At 50.6% G+C, this 16,576-nt stretch carries 14 protein-coding genes; 7 read left to right on the top strand and 7 right to left on the bottom strand.

Annotated features, from left to right (window positions below; translation table 11 throughout):
- Window positions 1-43 precede the first annotated feature (43 nt).
- The 4 genes from fadD to BIY29_RS04440 form a co-directional block, all read right to left on the bottom strand.
- Window positions 44-1,732, bottom strand: coding sequence for a long-chain-fatty-acid--CoA ligase FadD (gene fadD / locus BIY29_RS04455; protein WP_121574042.1), 1,689 nt, complete (start codon window positions 1,730-1,732; stop codon window positions 44-46).
- Window positions 1,733-1,925: 193 nt separating this feature from the next.
- Window positions 1,926-2,531 (bottom strand): Slp family lipoprotein, encoded by a 606-nt coding sequence (locus BIY29_RS04450; RefSeq protein ID WP_240629968.1) that lies wholly within the window; start codon window positions 2,529-2,531, stop codon window positions 1,926-1,928.
- A gap of 78 nt (window positions 2,532-2,609) precedes the next feature.
- A complete protein-coding gene (gene tsaB, locus BIY29_RS04445) occupies window positions 2,610-3,311 on the bottom strand; it encodes a tRNA (adenosine(37)-N6)-threonylcarbamoyltransferase complex dimerization subunit type 1 TsaB (RefSeq protein WP_121573946.1) in 702 nt (233 codons plus the stop codon).
- 68 nt (window positions 3,312-3,379) lie between these two features.
- Complete coding sequence (locus tag BIY29_RS04440; protein ID WP_121573945.1) at window positions 3,380-5,305, bottom strand: DNA repair helicase YoaA; 1,926 nt, start codon at window positions 5,303-5,305, stop codon at window positions 3,380-3,382.
- A 193-nt stretch (window positions 5,306-5,498) separates the two neighbouring features.
- Between BIY29_RS04440 and BIY29_RS04435 the strand changes: the two genes are divergently transcribed.
- The gene (locus BIY29_RS04435; RefSeq protein WP_121574040.1) at window positions 5,499-5,843 is read left to right on the top strand and encodes a RidA family protein; all 345 of its coding nucleotides are present in this window, start codon (window positions 5,499-5,501) and stop codon (window positions 5,841-5,843) included.
- 35 nt (window positions 5,844-5,878) lie between these two features.
- Here the strand turns inward: BIY29_RS04435 and BIY29_RS04430 are convergent, their stop codons facing one another.
- Window positions 5,879-6,118: a YoaH family protein gene (locus tag BIY29_RS04430; RefSeq protein ID WP_121573944.1), complete on the bottom strand. Its 240-nt coding sequence runs from the start codon at window positions 6,116-6,118 to the stop codon at window positions 5,879-5,881.
- A 142-nt stretch (window positions 6,119-6,260) separates the two neighbouring features.
- On the opposite strand from BIY29_RS04430, the gene pabB reads away from it, so the two are divergent.
- Window positions 6,261-7,694: an aminodeoxychorismate synthase component 1 gene (gene pabB, locus BIY29_RS04425; RefSeq protein WP_240629959.1), complete on the top strand. Its 1,434-nt coding sequence runs from the start codon at window positions 6,261-6,263 to the stop codon at window positions 7,692-7,694.
- Window positions 7,695-7,704: 10 nt separating this feature from the next.
- Window positions 7,705-8,295, top strand: coding sequence for a CoA pyrophosphatase (locus BIY29_RS04420; RefSeq protein ID WP_121573943.1), 591 nt, complete (start codon window positions 7,705-7,707; stop codon window positions 8,293-8,295).
- 332 nt (window positions 8,296-8,627) lie between these two features.
- Here the strand turns inward: BIY29_RS04420 and BIY29_RS04415 are convergent, their stop codons facing one another.
- Both BIY29_RS04415 and BIY29_RS04410 read right to left on the bottom strand, forming a co-directional pair.
- Window positions 8,628-10,700: a hypothetical protein gene (locus BIY29_RS04415; RefSeq protein WP_121573942.1), complete on the bottom strand. Its 2,073-nt coding sequence runs from the start codon at window positions 10,698-10,700 to the stop codon at window positions 8,628-8,630.
- Window positions 10,701-11,111: 411 nt separating this feature from the next.
- Window positions 11,112-12,662: a TerC family protein gene (locus BIY29_RS04410; RefSeq protein WP_121573941.1), complete on the bottom strand. Its 1,551-nt coding sequence runs from the start codon at window positions 12,660-12,662 to the stop codon at window positions 11,112-11,114.
- Window positions 12,663-13,268: 606 nt separating this feature from the next.
- Here BIY29_RS04410 and manX point away from each other — a divergent pair.
- From manX to BIY29_RS04390, 4 genes are all read left to right on the top strand, one after another.
- Entirely contained in the window at window positions 13,269-14,243 is a 975-nt protein-coding gene (gene manX, locus BIY29_RS04405) for a PTS mannose transporter subunit IIAB (RefSeq protein ID WP_121573940.1), read from the top strand.
- A gap of 73 nt (window positions 14,244-14,316) precedes the next feature.
- Entirely contained in the window at window positions 14,317-15,114 is a 798-nt protein-coding gene (locus BIY29_RS04400) for a PTS mannose/fructose/sorbose transporter subunit IIC (protein ID WP_121573939.1), read from the top strand.
- 14 nt (window positions 15,115-15,128) lie between these two features.
- Window positions 15,129-15,971 (top strand): PTS mannose transporter subunit IID, encoded by an 843-nt coding sequence (locus BIY29_RS04395; RefSeq protein WP_121573938.1) that lies wholly within the window; start codon window positions 15,129-15,131, stop codon window positions 15,969-15,971.
- Window positions 15,972-16,066: 95 nt separating this feature from the next.
- Window positions 16,067-16,525, top strand: coding sequence for a DUF986 family protein (locus BIY29_RS04390; RefSeq protein WP_121573937.1), 459 nt, complete (start codon window positions 16,067-16,069; stop codon window positions 16,523-16,525).
- Window positions 16,526-16,576 lie beyond the last annotated feature (51 nt).

Genomic DNA, 16,576 nt, shown 5'->3' with positions numbered 1-16,576 from the left:
AGGCAGACGTTTTACTGATAAATCACGCTGCTTGCCGATTTACCTACACGGTTGCCGTTTCTTTGGTTATATTTTTGTCGTCCCGCAGCGCCCGGCGCAGAATTTTTCCTACATTCGATTTAGGTAAATCCTCGCAGAATTCAATTTCTTTCGGAACTTTATACCCGGTAAGATTGCGGCGGCAATGGGTGATCAACTCATCTTTAGTCAACGAATTATCACGTCGAACCACAAACGCTTTCACTGCCTCGCCTGACGCTTCACTTGGCACACCGACAACCGCAGACTCTGAAACTTTAGCATGTCGGGTAATAACATCTTCAATTTCAGTTGGATAAACGTTAAATCCGGATACCAGAATCATATCTTTTTTACGATCGATTACGCGCAGGAAGCCTTCATCATCAGACGTGACAATGTCACCGGTAGCTAACCAACCATCTTTTAAAACTTCATCCGTAGCCGCGGGCTGCTGCCAGTATCCCAGCATCACCTGGGGACCGCGGATCCATAGTTCCCCTGACTCGCCGGGCGCAACTTCATTTCCATCGTTATCAATGATTCGGACGTCCGTTGAGGGCACCGGCAGTCCGATGCTTCCGCTGTAAGATTTCAAATCATAGGGATTACCTGAAACCAGTGGCGAGCTTTCCGTCAAGCCATAGCCCTCAAGCAAATGTTTGCCGGTAAGTTTTTCCCATCGTTCAGCAACAGTCTGCTGTATCGATGCGCCACCGCCGACGGACAATCGCAGCGTTGCGAAATCCAGCTCATGAAATGCTTTATTATTCAACATCTCATTAAATAGCGTATTTACCCCGACGATGACGGTGAAGGGATACTGCGCCAACTCCCTGACCAGAGCGGGAATATCACGGGGGTTGGTGATAAGCAGATTTCTTCCGCCAAACTCGATGAACAGCAGACAATTCACCGTCAAGGCAAAAATGTGATACAGCGGTAGCGCTGTGACCACCAGCTCGCGGCCCGCTTGCAATACAGGGCCGTAGGCGGCTTTACACTGCGCCAGGTTTGCCTGCATATTGCGGTGAGTCAACATCGCGCCTTTGGCGACGCCGGTCGTTCCGCCAGTGTATTGCAGGAAAGCCAAATCGGCATTGATGATATCCGGCTTCACATATTGCAGGCGTCGTCCCTGCTGCAATACCTGCCGGAATGAGATAGCATCCGGCAGATGATACTTAGGCACCAGCCGTTTGATGTACTTGACCACAAAATTGACCAGCGTTCCCTTCGCGGTCGATAGCTGATCGCCCATGCGCGTCAGGATAACGTGTTTCACCTGGGTGTTATGCACCACCTTTTCCAGGGTATGCGCGAAATTGGAAACAATCACAATGGCGCTGGCGCCGCTGTCTTTCAATTGATGCTTCAGTTCACGCGGGGTATACAGCGGGTTAACATTAACCACAACCATACCTGCCCGTAGCACGCCAAACAACGCCACCGGGTATTGCAACAAGTTTGGCATCATCAATGCCACACGATCGCCTTTCCGTAGTTTAAGTCGGTTTTGCAGATAGGCGGCAAACGCCCGGCTGCGCTCTTCCAGTTTACGGAAAGTCATCACCTCGCCCATATTGATGAATGCTGGCTGATCGGCGTAACGCGCTACCGCATTTTCAAACATTTCAACCAATGAGGAATAGCGATCAGGATCGATGTCTGCGGGTACATCTGTTGGATAGCGTGATAACCAGATTTTGTCCAAGACGTCACTCCCGAGATATTTTTTTAGTAGCACCATTAACCTCAAAACAAACAATCACCAACATTTTTTTAACCTATCTTGCCGGTTGATTATCTAACTTTGCTAAGGCTGCAAGGTCGATCACTTATTTATTTTTAGTAAAAAAAATCAGGCAACCTAAGTCGCCTGATTATCTATTGTACACAGTGGTACTCTATTCTGTCACGATAGTCTCAATCTGAGCAGGGCCGTACCATCCCCCGCCCAATCCCCAACCTGGCCCCCAGCCATGACCATAGCGGGCATCCCATCCCCAAGTGCCGTAAGCCCCCGGCGGCAGCACAACACGCTGCGCCACATTCCAGCGTTTATACCCCTGGGCGTCAACCACCACATAGCGATAAGGCTTGTCACCGATGGCGCCTTGTTCCGTTCCCGTGATTGGACCGACAACAGTCACCAGTTTGTCTTTAAAATCGGTCGGTTCCAGAAAGCGATTAATATAAGCGATAAAGCGCCCTTCAGACGGCTGACTCAGACGGGGCCTGGCACCGCTGTCCAGCGGCATACTGGCGATCTCCAGCCGGGTTTTATCGGCTTCATTACGGATACTCACTACCCGGCCACCAAAGCGGGACTCTTGCCCAACATACAGTTGAGGTGCGTTCATCACCCGAACCAGATCGTCCTGAGGCGTAGGAGAGGTTCCCTTGATGGCATCAGGCACGGTTACGCACCCGGAAAGCAGCAATGCGGCGGCAATGAAGACGCTACGCCAAACAGTGTGATGCGGCGGAACATGCCGAACATGATCATTCATACGCCGTGTAACCGTCATGACAGATACCTTTTCTTAACGCCTGATAATTAGACTATACCGCACAAAATAAGTTGCTGTTCATTCACGGCCTGGCAGTTTTTTCCAGGCGACGTCATTGCGCAAATAGCGTGGTTGGGCCAGTTCAACGCTCACGGACTGCCCTGCTATCCACTGCTGGTATGCCAACGGCAGCATATCTTCCGCCTGCGGTAAAAGTATGTCGCCATCCAACAATGATACTGACGGATGACTCACCAGATCCGTATAGGTTTTCCATCCCGTGCCAACCGTTGCCCATTGACCACTCAACTCAGCGGTCAGCACCTGTACCTGCTGCGGCGTCAGCACGGCTTCAGATGCGTCGCCTTGCCAGTACCCGTTAACATCTTGCTGATACCTGGCCCAATAAACTTCGCCCATGCGGGCATCAATCGCGGCCAAAACCCGTGTGGCGCCGGTACGGCGAAAAGCCCCCTGCGCCATAGTGGCCAGAGTGGAAACGCCAATCACCGGAAGCTCGGCGCCCAGAGCAAGCCCCTGCGCAATACCAATGCCAATACGCACCCCGGTAAAACTGCCCGGCCCCTGACCAAATGCCAGCGCATCTAACGCATTGAGCGCCAGACCGCTTTCCGCCAGCACTTGCTGAACCATCGGCAGCACCCGCTGTGTATGTTCCCGGGGACAAACTTCAAATAAAGAATGAATTTCACCATCATTCCAGAGTGCAACGGAACAGGCTTCCGTCGCAGTATCAAGCGCTAGAATTCGCGTAGACATGCCAACCTCAGGCGGGATAAATAAGTCTTAACAAGGCGCATAATATCATAGCGCCCTACATATTTCCGTTATGCTTTCCGGGTAAGGAACGCAATCGCCTGATCGAGATCGCGTGTGCGGGGTGCTGGCGGCAAACTATTGAGAAAGACCGATCCATACGGGCGCATGACCAGGCGGTTATCGCAAATGACCAACACGCCGCGATCGTCAATATCCCTGATCAAACGCCCCACGCCTTGCTTCAGGGTGATAACCGCATCCGGCAATTGCACATCGTCGAATGGCTCTCCGCCCCGCAAGCGGCAATCTTCAATACGCGCTTTCAGTAACGGATCGTCAGGTGAGGTAAAAGGCAGTTTGTCGATAATCACACAGGACAGCGTATCACCACGCACATCAACTCCTTCCCAAAAGCTGCTGGTTGCCACCAGAAGTGCGTTACCCGCTGACACAAACTGTGAGAGCAATTGCGCTTTACCGGTTTCACCCTGTAATAAGACGGGTAATGTCAGCGTAGCCCGGAACTCGGCGGCCAGTTCGCGCATCATCTGATGTGAGGTACACAGCATAAAACAGCGCCCCTGATTGGCTTCAATCAGCGGGCGCAGCATGGTGGCCAACCGCCGTGCGGCGCCGGGCCGATTGGTTTCCGGCAAATAACGCGGCACGCAAAGCAATGCCTGACTGGCATAATCAAACGGACTTGGCAGCAATAAGGTATGGGTATTGGCATCATCCAAACCCAGCCGATCGGTGAAATGTTTTAATTGCTCATTAACTGACAGCGTGGCGGAAGTAAAAACCCAGGCAGACGGTTTTTCTTTCATTAGCTCACGAAAGCGATCGGCCACAGAAAGCGGCGTCAGCGCCAGAACAAAGTGGCGGGAATTGCATTCATACCAGTAGCTGTAACCCGGTTGCTGCACATCCATTAATCGTTTTAAACGACTCCGGTAGAGCGTCGCCCGTTCAAAGGCCGCATCCAGCAAGGCAGAGCGCCCTAAAGATAGTTTAGCCACGTCGTAGCACAACTCCAACGCATCATCCAATAACACCAGCGCCCTCTGAAGCGACGGCTGATTGAGGATCTCGCGCAGATTGCCCCGAAACCCCGGTTCGCCCAGCGCCAGGCGAAAATCCTGGGTACTTTGCGTCAGGCGGTCTGCGCTCTTCTGTAATTGCGCCGCATCACGCACTTCGGTTCGATAGGCAATAATAATATCTTTCGCCAGATCCAGCAGTTGACGACTGGACAACTGCTGACCAAAATACTGACTGGCAATATCCGGGATCTGGTGGGCCTCATCAAAAATCACCACGTCACTGTCTGGGATCAGTTCGGCAAAACCGCTCTCTTTCACCACCATATCCGCCAGATATAAATGGTGATTCACCACCACAATGTCGGCATCCATCGCCTTGCGACGGGCTTTGACCACAAAACACTCTTTATACCGTGGACAATCACTGCCCAAACAATTGTCATTGGTGCTGGTCACCAGCGGCCAGACCGGGCTATCTTCCGCTACACCCGCACAGGTTGTTACATCGCCTTCCGTTGTTTCAGAAGACCACGCCCGCAGCCGGACTAATTCGCTCAACGTTTCGGCTGGAAGATCGCCCCCCGCCAGCGATTGCTGGTCAAGGCGTTCCAGGCAGAGATAGTTGGAACGCCCTTTTAGCAAAGCCAGCTTACCGTGGTATTTAAGTGCTTGCGCCACCGTTGGCAAGTCTCGGCTGTAGAGCTGATCCTGTAACGCTTTCGAACCGGTCGAAATGATGACTTTTTTACCCGCCCGCAGCGCTGGCGCCAGATAAGCATAGGTTTTGCCTGTTCCGGTGCCAGCTTCCACCACTAACGCCTGCTGTTTGTCGATGGCCTGAGCGACAGCCTGCGCCATTTTCCGCTGGGGTTCCCGTGGCTTAAATCCGCTGATCGCCTTTGCCAGCGCCCCATCGGTTGCAAAATCATCTATTACACGATCATTCGTCACACAGTCTCTCTTTGTAGGGTGTTCGGACAGCCAGCGTTATCCGATGATAGCGCCGCGCTGATTATGCCAAGACTCAACTACCGCTACCACCCTAAATCAGACGGACTTTTTAGCCTGAGAAAATAAAGCGGCATAAAAGATTATGTTAGGCTTAACGCCGTTATTCACCAAAGACCAAGAGACGACAACACTCATGCCAATCACAAGAATCGATCCCGAAGCCCGCTGGTCCAATGCGGTTATTCACAACAACACGCTGTATCACACCTGCGTACCGGATAATCTGGATGAAGATGCCCAGGCTCAGACGGAGAATGCACTAGCCGCGTTGGAGGATATTTTACAACAGGCAGGTACGGATAAGAGCCGTCTGCTGGACGTCACTATTTTTCTGGCCGATGCCGATGATTTTGCCGCCATGAATACCGTATGGGACGCCTGGGTGGTGTCAGGCAGTGCGCCAGTGCGCTGTACCGTGCAGGCTAAATTGATGAACCCAAAATATAAAATTGAAATAAAAGCGATTGCCGCCGTGTAAAGACGTGCGCGATGACGTTAGCGGAGGAAAAACCTTTAGTGTTCTTCCTCTTCGTCGCCATCATCAAAAAAACGTTCCTCGTCTTCATCGTTTTCATTGGTTTCTTCGTTATCAAACATAGCAGTGACCCTGTCACCTTTATGTTCTTCCCGAATCTCTGCCGCCACCAAGGCAATCGCCTGACCGCTGCTCATTCCCTGCGACATCAGATCCTGAATACGCTCTACCGCTTCCTGCTGCTGCTCATGTGTCAGCGCGGGCATACCTGCAATCATTATCTTCTCCTGGTGGTTAAATCGGGAACGTATCATCGCACGCTATCTCAGCCATACACCAGAACTTCCGGTTTGTGATAGGCTAGCACGTCGGGGAAACCACCCCAGGTTCGCAACAGAAACAGATGTCCACCTGCAAAGCATGAGATTATACAAAAACACCATGTCATCGAATATCCAGTCCTCGTCCCCTGTCTATCACTCGCTGCCCTATCAGCCGGATGCGTTATTGGCGCTTTTCGCGCCATTTTCGCAACAGCCGTGGGCAATGTTATTGCATTCGGGTTTTGCCGATCATCCTCATAATCGTTTTGACATTATGGTTGCCGACCCGCAGGTCACACTCTCTACTCGTGGGGAACTGACGGAAATAACCCAGGGGAGCGGCAAACAACACTCGGCTGACGACCCTTTTTCATTATTACAGCAACACATTGAACAACTGGGGATAGTGACCGATCCACAACCTGATTTTCCCTTTCAGGGTGGGGCGCTTGGTCTGTTCGGTTACGATCTGGGGCGCCGTATTGAGACGCTGCCAATACAGGCGGAGCGGGACATCGACCTGCCTGACATGGCCGTTGGCCTTTATGACTGGGCGTTAATTGCCGATCATCAGCGCCAGACGCTCACACTGATCGTCCATAGCCATCTTCAGGAGCGGCTCGACTGGTTGGCTAATCCACCAGCTTGCCATCACCACCCCGATTTTCAGCTTACCGGGCCGTGGTGCGCTAACCTGTCACGGGAAGAGTACGGCGAAAAATTCCGAAAAATACAGGATTATCTGCTGTCGGGAGATTGTTATCAGGTCAATCTGGCACAACGCTTTGCCGCCGGGTATGAAGGTGATGAATGGCAGGCTTTTTTGCGCCTGTCATCTGGCAATAAGGCACCATTTTCTGCTTTTCTGCGTCTGCCTGAAAATACCGTTATCAGCGTTTCGCCAGAACGCTTTCTGTGGCTGGAGAATCAACACATCCAGACGCGTCCCATCAAAGGCACACTGCCACGGCTGGCGGATAAAGAAGCGGATGTCATGCAGGCCGCCCGGCTGGCCCAGTCAGAGAAAAATCGGGCAGAGAACCTGATGATTGTCGATTTACTGCGTAATGATATTGGCCGGGTTGCGGTTCCCGGCAGCGTAAGCGTGCCGGAATTGTTTCTCGTTGAGCCATTTCCGGCGGTACATCATCTGGTCAGTACCGTGGTGGCGCGGCTTCCCGATACCTGCCGCGCAACAGCACTGCTGCGGGCATGTTTCCCCGGCGGTTCGATTACCGGTGCGCCTAAAATCCGTGCGATGCAGATTATTGAAGAGCTGGAGCCCCACCGGCGTAACGCCTATTGCGGAAGTATCGGGTATCTGAGTATTTGCGGAACTATGGACACCAGCATAACCATTCGTACCTTAGTCACCGAACAGGGGAAAATATACTGCTGGGCCGGTGGAGGAATTGTTGCGGACAGCCAGGAACAGGCGGAATATCAGGAAACCTTTGATAAAGTGGATCGCATTCTACCCATATTGAATAGGTTGGATAATCAGCCAGACGACGCCCAGGTTAATACTTGAGACAAATTGAGTGATTGAAAACGACTTGCAAACGCCTTCTAATCTGGCTGAGTTTATTACTCGCTTTCAACTGCAAACGCTGCGGCCAACGTTACCGGCCCACCAACTGCGGCAGGCCGCCGTACTGGTGCCGATTGTCTGCCGCGCACACCCAACATTGCTGCTGACCCGGCGGGCATCTGACCTTCGAAAACACGGCGGACAAGTTGCTTTTCCCGGCGGCGCCGCCGATCGCGATGACCGCTCACTGATCGAAACAGCTTTGCGTGAAGCACAGGAAGAAGTCGCTATTCCCCCACAGAATGTGCAGGTGCTGGGCGTATTACCGTCCGTAGACAGCGTCAGTGGTTTTCAGGTCACACCCGTTATTGGTCTTGTCTGCGCACAGACTCGTTTTCATCCGAATGAAAACGAAGTGGCGGAGCTGTTTGAAATGCCGCTTGAAGAAGCATTGGCGCTAACTCGCTATCATTCCCTTGATATCGAACGACAACGTAAACACCACCGTGTTTACCTATCCTGGTATCAGCAGCAATTTGTCTGGGGATTGACGGCTGCAATCATTCGTCAGCTCGCGCTACATGTTTCCAACGAGCCATGACTCATTTTTCACTGGCTGAATTTGCCTGTTGTTATTCCTCTCCCTACCCTCCTGAGTTAAGTTCTATTACCCGTTGACATAAGTTTTTTTCAGGCGAAAAGGAAAACAAAGAATACCTGGCTTTATTATTAACCAGTTTTTGCGATCGATATTCATATATCGATCAGTACAAACGGTTATAAAATAAACACCCCTAATGTCATGATGGGCACGAATTAAAAAAAAAGCGTCATCACACCAGGGAAAGCGGCCCACCACATGGTGGGCTTTTGCCGTTCAATTTTACCTTCCCCGATGAACGGCAAATATTATTAATGCGCCAGGATAACGCATCAGACGTTATCGGCGTGGGAGGAATGGGGGCTATCTGACACCAGCGATCCGATATCAATCTGTTCGCTCAAACTTTCCGAGGGTTTGCCACGTAGCGCCGCCCAAGAGGAAGAGAGCAAATCAGCGATTCCGTTCATCGTATTGACGATGGATTCACCCAACGGAAAAGTTAATGCCAGCGACGGATGTTCGATCTTTTGCAACTCTTCCTCGGTGATTTCAGCGCGGGTGTCGGAACCGTTGTGCAATCGCTCCACCGCTTTGTTAGCGATAAGTTCCACCATATTACGGTTTTTCTGCGCGTCGGTTGTCATCCACTTGCTAAGTCCACCCAGATGATTGGCCGTCAGAATACCGGTTCCCATGCTCAACACTTCCGTCGGCGTATTCACCATAATGCTGGTGACTTTTTGCACCATACTGGGAATCAGGTGAGCGCGTCCCATAATATCGAAAGGTAAAAACCCCGCCCCAAGACTGATGACCGAGCCGATCCCCATCGAGTTAATGGCCAGGCCGTCGCCTGGCGCAACACCAAGCGCACCGGAAGTCTCTTTTTTGATCTGATGTGAAAGCGCCTTGTGCGTTTCATTCTGGTTATGCGTTTTGGCTTGCCATTTCGGTGCAGGGAAAAAACCTTCATTCATTTTTTGTATCACACCGGCGCTCATCTCTTCATGCGATCTAGCCAACTCACGTGGAACCATCGCGGCTGAGGTCGAAGCGGCAAGCTGATTGGCGACCATACTGGCTGGCATGATGGCCCATTTTTGCGACAGGCTGGCGATATTGTTAGGTACGGAACCAATGGCGGCGATAGAACCGGATATCGCCGAATCTTTCAAGTCATCGACCAGCTCACCAAACGACTCCGGCAGCAATGGTTCATGTTTAAACGCGCCCATCAGGCGCTTGATCACCAGCGAATCCATCGTTTCGGCAAACAATGGCGTCAGGGACGACAGCACAACGTCGGCGAATTTAGTCGCGGGGTGATCTTCGCCCAGTCGTGATGATAAACTGTGGGTGACCGCACCCCAGGCGATCACATCCAGCGCGTAGGCCAGGCCACCGCTGCCTACCATGCTGGCGGCCATCGCCCAGCCAAGTTCTTTGCTAAAGGATTTCTGACTGATGACCGATTGCAGCGCTTGCGCACCTAAGCGCCCGCGCAGATCCAGCGTCACCGGATCGTGGTCGTTGAGGCATTTCTCTACCAGTTCTTTCATCTCCGGGTGGTCGGACGCTACCTGATACCGCACATCCTGAAGAAATGCGAAAGGGTGAATTTCGCCGGCATGGGCCAAATGCAACGGAAAACTTTCGCTGTCGTTCGATGCGTCCTCAGAGTCAAGGTGGCCCGGTTGTAATCTGGCCTCTTCACCGAAACCATGCGTCCCTTTTTTAATCGCCTGACGCGTGGAGTAGGTCATCAAGTCGATGCTGACGTCCTGGCTCGAGCCGTCTTTAAGGTCAAGATTGCGTACTTCGCAACCTCGGGAGAATTCTTTGGCTTTCAATAACACGCTGGTTTCCAGCGGCAAACTGAGTTTTGCGGCTCTGGAAAGATCGAGATCGGCGGACTCTTGCGGATATTTATGCTGTACATAACGCAATATCGCCTGTATGGCATTGTTGCTGCTTTTAAATTCGCCGTTTTTCCCACGGCTGACCGAGCCGGTCATAGCTTCTGGATGTTTGAATTCGTCGGTGGAAATCTTCTGCGCTATCGCTTCCATATAGGCGCCTTTTTCCATACGTTTGGCCTGGACAATGCTCGGAAGAACCGTTGCCAGAGAAATCAGGCTTGCCTGTGCTTTGGTGTGACCGAGCCCTCTGAGCAGCAAGGTATGTAACCGGATGTTTTTGCCAAATTGGGTAAGGTTGTCTTTATCATCACAAAGCGGGTGAGACGACTGGACAGCAGGTGAGGCAGTTTTTTCCTGCGGGATGAGCGGCGCTTGCAGGCTGTTGTCGCTATCCGAGCGTGACAAAGAGGAGCCGCCCTTATCGGAATCCGATGTTTCTGGATCTATCCAGGGGGTATAGGTGGTGGATGATATTGGATTCATTGAGTTAGGTATCTACACATTTTCAATCGTTGATGTTTGTGAGCGACCAATCATGTACAAACGTTACCGTATAAAGTTAGACCGCATACCTGGAAGCTAACGTGCCAGCTCTGGCGGAAATGTCTTGATATGTTTTTGTTTCCGTACATCATCGGCAATTGCATCACGCCAAGCTGCAACATCGCCGGCACGTAGCATAAACAGCGATATTATTGAGTGGCGTTCCCCGTGGAAAGCGTTCCATAGCTGATGCTTGTTATTCATACCGGAAGGGAAAGAGTGGACGTTGCGCTAATAACAAAACGCCCCCGGTGTCAAAGCCGGGGGCGGTCAAGCTGACAACGTAACCGTTACGCTTCAGCGCTTATTATATGAACAATATTACGAATAATCGGCACGTGATCAGAATACCTACTCGTCTTCCTCTTCAACCGGTTCGGTGATTTTTTCAACCCGTACCAGCTCAATGCGGTATTCCGACACCTCCATGATTTGGAAACGCAGTTGATGAAGTTCGATGATATCACCAACCTTAGGGAACTCATCACTATGTGACAACAGCATCCCCGCCAGCGACGTATAATCCTCTTTCGGGCTGACAAGATCGCTGCTATCAACCACCTGCTGTAAAGAGTGCAAATCCGTCCCCCCCTTTACCAGCCAGCCATCACCGTCAGCGACAATCTCCGGTGTTTCATCTTCATCCGGGAATTCGCCGGCAATGGCTTCCAGCACATCCAGCGGCGTTACCAGCCCCTGCACCACGCCAAATTCGTTGCTCACCATCACCAAACTGCCTTTGGCCCGACGCAGCACCGGCAACACATTAATCACGTCCAGCGTTTCCGGCACCACAATCGGCAGGTTTGCTGCGGCAAAACTTTCCACATCGGTATGATCTTCCAACGCAACCAACAGATCTTTGGCCCGCACAACACCGATTAATTCATCCAGCGAACCACGACATACCGGAAACAAGCTGTGAGGGGTATCCAGCAACTGCAACCGAATTTCTTCGACAGAACGCTCGCTGTCCACCCAGGAAATTTCCGTCCGGGGCGTCATCACGCTGCGTAAAGAACGTGATGCCAATGTCAGAACACCGCTAATCATGTAGCGTTCCTCTTCAGCAAACGTTTCAGTCATGACTTTCTGGGGTTCATCATCCACGTTGTCGATGGTTTTTCTAGTGCCCATCAGTCGTAAAATGGCTTCTGCGGTACGCTCACGCAATGGCCGTCTGGACTGATGCTTCATAAAGTTATGCCGGGCAATCTGGTTAAACAGTTCAATCAGGATCGAGAAACCAATCGCCGCATACAGATAACCTTTGGGAATATGGAAACCAAAACCTTCCGCAACCAGACTTAAACCAATCATCAGCAGGAAACTGAGACACAGCACGACCACCGTCGGATGGGCGTTGACAAAATTGGTAAGTGGTTTCGATGCCAGCAGCATCACTCCCATGGCAATGATGACGGCGGTCATCATTATACCAAGATGGTTAACCATTCCCACTGCCGTAATCACCGCATCGAGCGAGAAGACCGCATCCAGCACGACAATCTGTGCCACCACCGCCCAGAAATTGGCATGTACACGAGGGCCACTGTCATCATGCGATTTATTTTCGAGCCGTTCGTGCAACTCCATTGTTGCCTTAAACAGCAGGAATACCCCCCCGAACAGCAGAATCAGATCGCGTCCTGAGAAGCTGAAATCGCCGACATGAAACAGTGGACGGGTCAGCGTGACCATCCAGGAAATCAGGGATAACAGCCCCAAACGCATCAGCAAGGCCAGAGATAAACCGATGATGCGGGCTTTATCGCGTTGCCTGGGGGGTAATTTGTCCGCCAAAATAGCGATAAATACCAAATTGTCGATACCCAAAACAATTTCAAGTACCACCAGCGTCAATAGGCCTGCCCAGATTGAGGGATCCAGCAAAAATTCCATGTCAGACTCCGAAAAATGAACGAGCAGATGGCATCAATGCATTATTGTTTACATTGAAGGGTAATAAAAAAAGTTGGCTTGAATCAGAGTAACTCTGAAGGCGGTCAGAATGACCAACCGAGTACAGAAAACCACCAGCGTCAGCGGGTACACAGAGAACGTTTTGTCGGTGACAGTCCATGGGAAGGGCTGATGCCCAGTGCTCCTAAGTAATTTAACAGAAGATTACTCTAGCAGGTTGTTCCCCTTTTTCACAAAGACTTTCTTAACCCCGCCATTGGGTAAAAGCATGTAACAATCCCGAATGTTTACCCCACATTTGTGTAACACATCAAACTTTACGCAGAGTAAAGGTGGAGCAACATCACACTATTTATTTTTTCGATGGGTAAAATAAATCTATTAAACCGTCGTTTCACGGTTGATAGACCGAACTGGTTCATTAAATCTAATGAATTAATGGTAAATTTTTCACCTACTGGAAACCCAAGTCAGATTCTTACGACCATACTGATACCGCAACGGTTAACTTTTAGTAAATGAACGTTGACCCTATACCCTGACATATTACACACAATTTGATCGTGAATAATGAGGAGGTAGCAAGTGAGTATTGCGATAATGTTATGCACTCACGGTGCCACCGCAGGGCCGCTGCTAAAAACAGCTGAAATGATTCTAGGTGAGCAAAGTAACGTCGCCTGGATAGATTTCGTCCCCGGTGAGAACGCTGAAACATTAATGGAAAAATATCAGGAGAAGTTATCCCTGTTGGATACATCGTCTGGCGTGTTGTTTTTAGTCGATACCTGGGGAGGCAGCCCGTTTAACGCTGCCAGCCGTATGGTAACGGATAAGGAAAATCATGAGGTTATCGCCGGGGTAAACATTCCCATGCTGGTGGAAACGTTTATGGCGCGGGATGACAATCCTGCATTTACTGATTTAGTTTCAATTGCCCTTGAAGCAGGTCGAGACGGGGTAAAAGCGCTGAAAACACAGGAGCAGCCGAAAGCGGCCATATCCCCCGCCCCAATCTCACCTTCCGCCAAAGCACAAGCCGTAGCCCCGACTACCGGCACTGGCGAACATATGAAGATAGGGCTGGCACGCATTGATGACCGCTTAATTCACGGCCAGGTTGCGACACGTTGGACCAAAGAAACCAACGTCAACCGCATTATTGTTATCAGTGATGACGTTGCCGCCGACCATGTTCGTAAAACATTATTGACTCAAGTCGCCCCGCCGGGTGTCACCGCCCACGTGGTTGATGTAGAAAAAGCCATTCGTGTTTATAACAACCCTAAATATGCGTCCGATCGCGTTATGTTGTTATTTACCAACCCGACCGATGTATTACACCTGGTTGAAAATGGCGTAAAAATAACATCCGTTAATATTGGAGGAATGGCGTTCCGTCAAGGGAAAACGCAAGTCAATAATGCGGTCTCCATTGATGAAAAAGATATTGCAGCATTTAAAGAACTCGATAAACGCGGAATTGAATTAGAAGTCAGAAAAGTTTCAAGTGATACCAGGCTCAAAATGATGGACTTAGTTAATAAGCTGGCCCGTTAGCACATTCAACAAATAACGCTGTGTAACGATTTATTCAACTCAGAAACGTTTTCATAGGAACAGGAGAAGTACAATGGAGATTACCACACTTCAAATTGTGCTGATATTTCTCGTAGCTTGTGTCTCGGGGATGGGATCGATTCTTGATGAATTTCAATTCCACCGTCCACTCGTTGCCTGTACGCTCATCGGGGCCGTATTAGGCGATTTGCAAACCGGGATCATTATCGGCGGTACGCTGGAAATGATCGCGCTCGGCTGGATGAACATTGGTGCGGCAGTTGCGCCCGATGCGGCGCTGGCGTCCATTATCTCCACCATTCTGGTTATTGCCGGTGGGCAGAGCGTAGGCGCGGGTATTGCGCTGGCTATTCCGTTAGCCGCGGCAGGACAGGTACTGACGATTATTGTCCGAACCATTACCGTCGCCTTCCAACATGCTGCCGACAGTGCGGCGGAGCGCGGTAGTTTACGCGCTATCAGTTGGCTTCATGTCTCGGCCTTATTGCTTCAGGCTATGCGTATTGCCATTCCAGCCGTTATCGTGGCAATTTCCGTCGGTACTGATGCCGTTCATGCGATGTTGAACTCGATTCCCGACGTTGTCACCAACGGTCTGAATATCGCTGGCGGTATGATTGTCGTCGTAGGTTACGCAATGGTCATCAACATGATGCGTGCGGGCTACCTGATGCCTTTCTTCTACCTCGGTTTCGTTACCGCTGCATTCACCGATTTCAACCTGGTGGCACTGGGTGTGATTGGCGTTGTTATGGCTGTGCTGTACATTCAACTCAGCCCGAAATACAACAAGACGCAGGGTCAACCTGTGGCTACAGGCAGCAACGACCTTGATAATGAACTGGACTAACAGGGGTGAGAGAAATGGTTGACACAACTAATGTAAAGAAACTCACTGCCAGCGACATTCGCGCGGTGTTTATTCGCTCCAACCTTTTCCAGGGTTCATGGAACTTTGAACGTATGCAGGCGCTCGGCTTCTGTTTTTCCATGGTGCCGGTGATCCGCCGCCTTTACCCTGCAAATTCGGAAGAGCGTAAACAGGCGATTAAACGCCATCTGGAATTTTTCAATACTCAGCCGTTTGTCGCCGCCCCAGTTCTGGGGGTGACGATGGCAATGGAAGAGCAACGCGCTAATGGCGCACCGATTGATGATGGCGCGATCAACGGCCTGAAGGTTGGCTTGATGGGCCCCCTGGCTGGCGTTGGCGACCCCATTTTCTGGGGTACGGCTCGTCCGGTGTTTGCCGCGCTGGGTGCGGGGATTGCGATGAGCGGCAGCCTGCTCGGCCCGGTGCTGTTTTTCGTCCTGTTCAATTTGGTGCGCCTGCTGGTTCGCTACTATGGGGTAGCCTATGGCTATCGAAAAGGGGTTGATATTGTCAGCGACATGGGCGGCGGCTTCCTGCAAAAAATGACCGAGGGGGCATCGATTCTCGGCCTGTTTGTCATGGGGGCGCTGGTCAATAAATGGACTCACGTCAATGTCCCGATGGTCGTCTCAAGAGTAACCAACCAAAACGGAGAAACCACGGTAACCACGGTTCAGTCAATTCTTGACCAGCTTATGCCGGGGTTGATCCCCCTGCTGCTCACATTCGGCTGTATGTGGCTGCTCAGGCGTAAGGTGAATGCTTTGTGGCTCATTATGGGATTCTTTGTCATCGGTATCTTCGGTTATTGGATCGGGCTGTTTGGTCTGTAATACATCAATCCGCCGGAGGTAACCCTCCGGCATAGACTCTTCATCTTTCAAGTTTCAGGTGCATTGGCCGCCCTCGCTCACGCATGGAGTTATCTATGACGGTTACGGATATCGCTCTGGTTGTTTTGATCGCACTGGCGCTGATTTATGCTATCTATGACGAATTCATCATGGATAGGTTAAAAGGAAAAACCCAACTCCGCATTTCGTTAAAGCGGGTAAACCGGCTGGATGCGCTTATTTTTATCGGTTTAGTGAGCATCCTTATCTATCAGAATGTCATGAATCATGGTGAGGTAATAACAACCTCGCTTTTGCTTTTTCTGGCATTTATGGCGATCTATCTTGCCTATATTCGAAATCCTAAGCTGCTATTTAAATCAACGGGGTTCTTTTATGCCAATATATTTATTTCTTATAACCGGATTAGGAATATGAATTTATCTGAGGACGGCATTTTAGTCATCGACCTGGAACGGCGGCGGTTATTAATACAGGTAAGCCAACTTGATGATTTGGAAAAAATATATAAATTTATGGTTGAAAATCAATAAGATGCAAAATAATCCCATATATTGAAAATATTATTAAACATACCATTAACT

It is taken from the genome of Brenneria alni (assembly GCF_003666245.1).
Classification (GTDB): domain Bacteria; phylum Pseudomonadota; class Gammaproteobacteria; order Enterobacterales; family Enterobacteriaceae; genus Brenneria; species Brenneria alni.
This window is presented reverse-complemented; position numbering and strand designations above follow the sequence as displayed.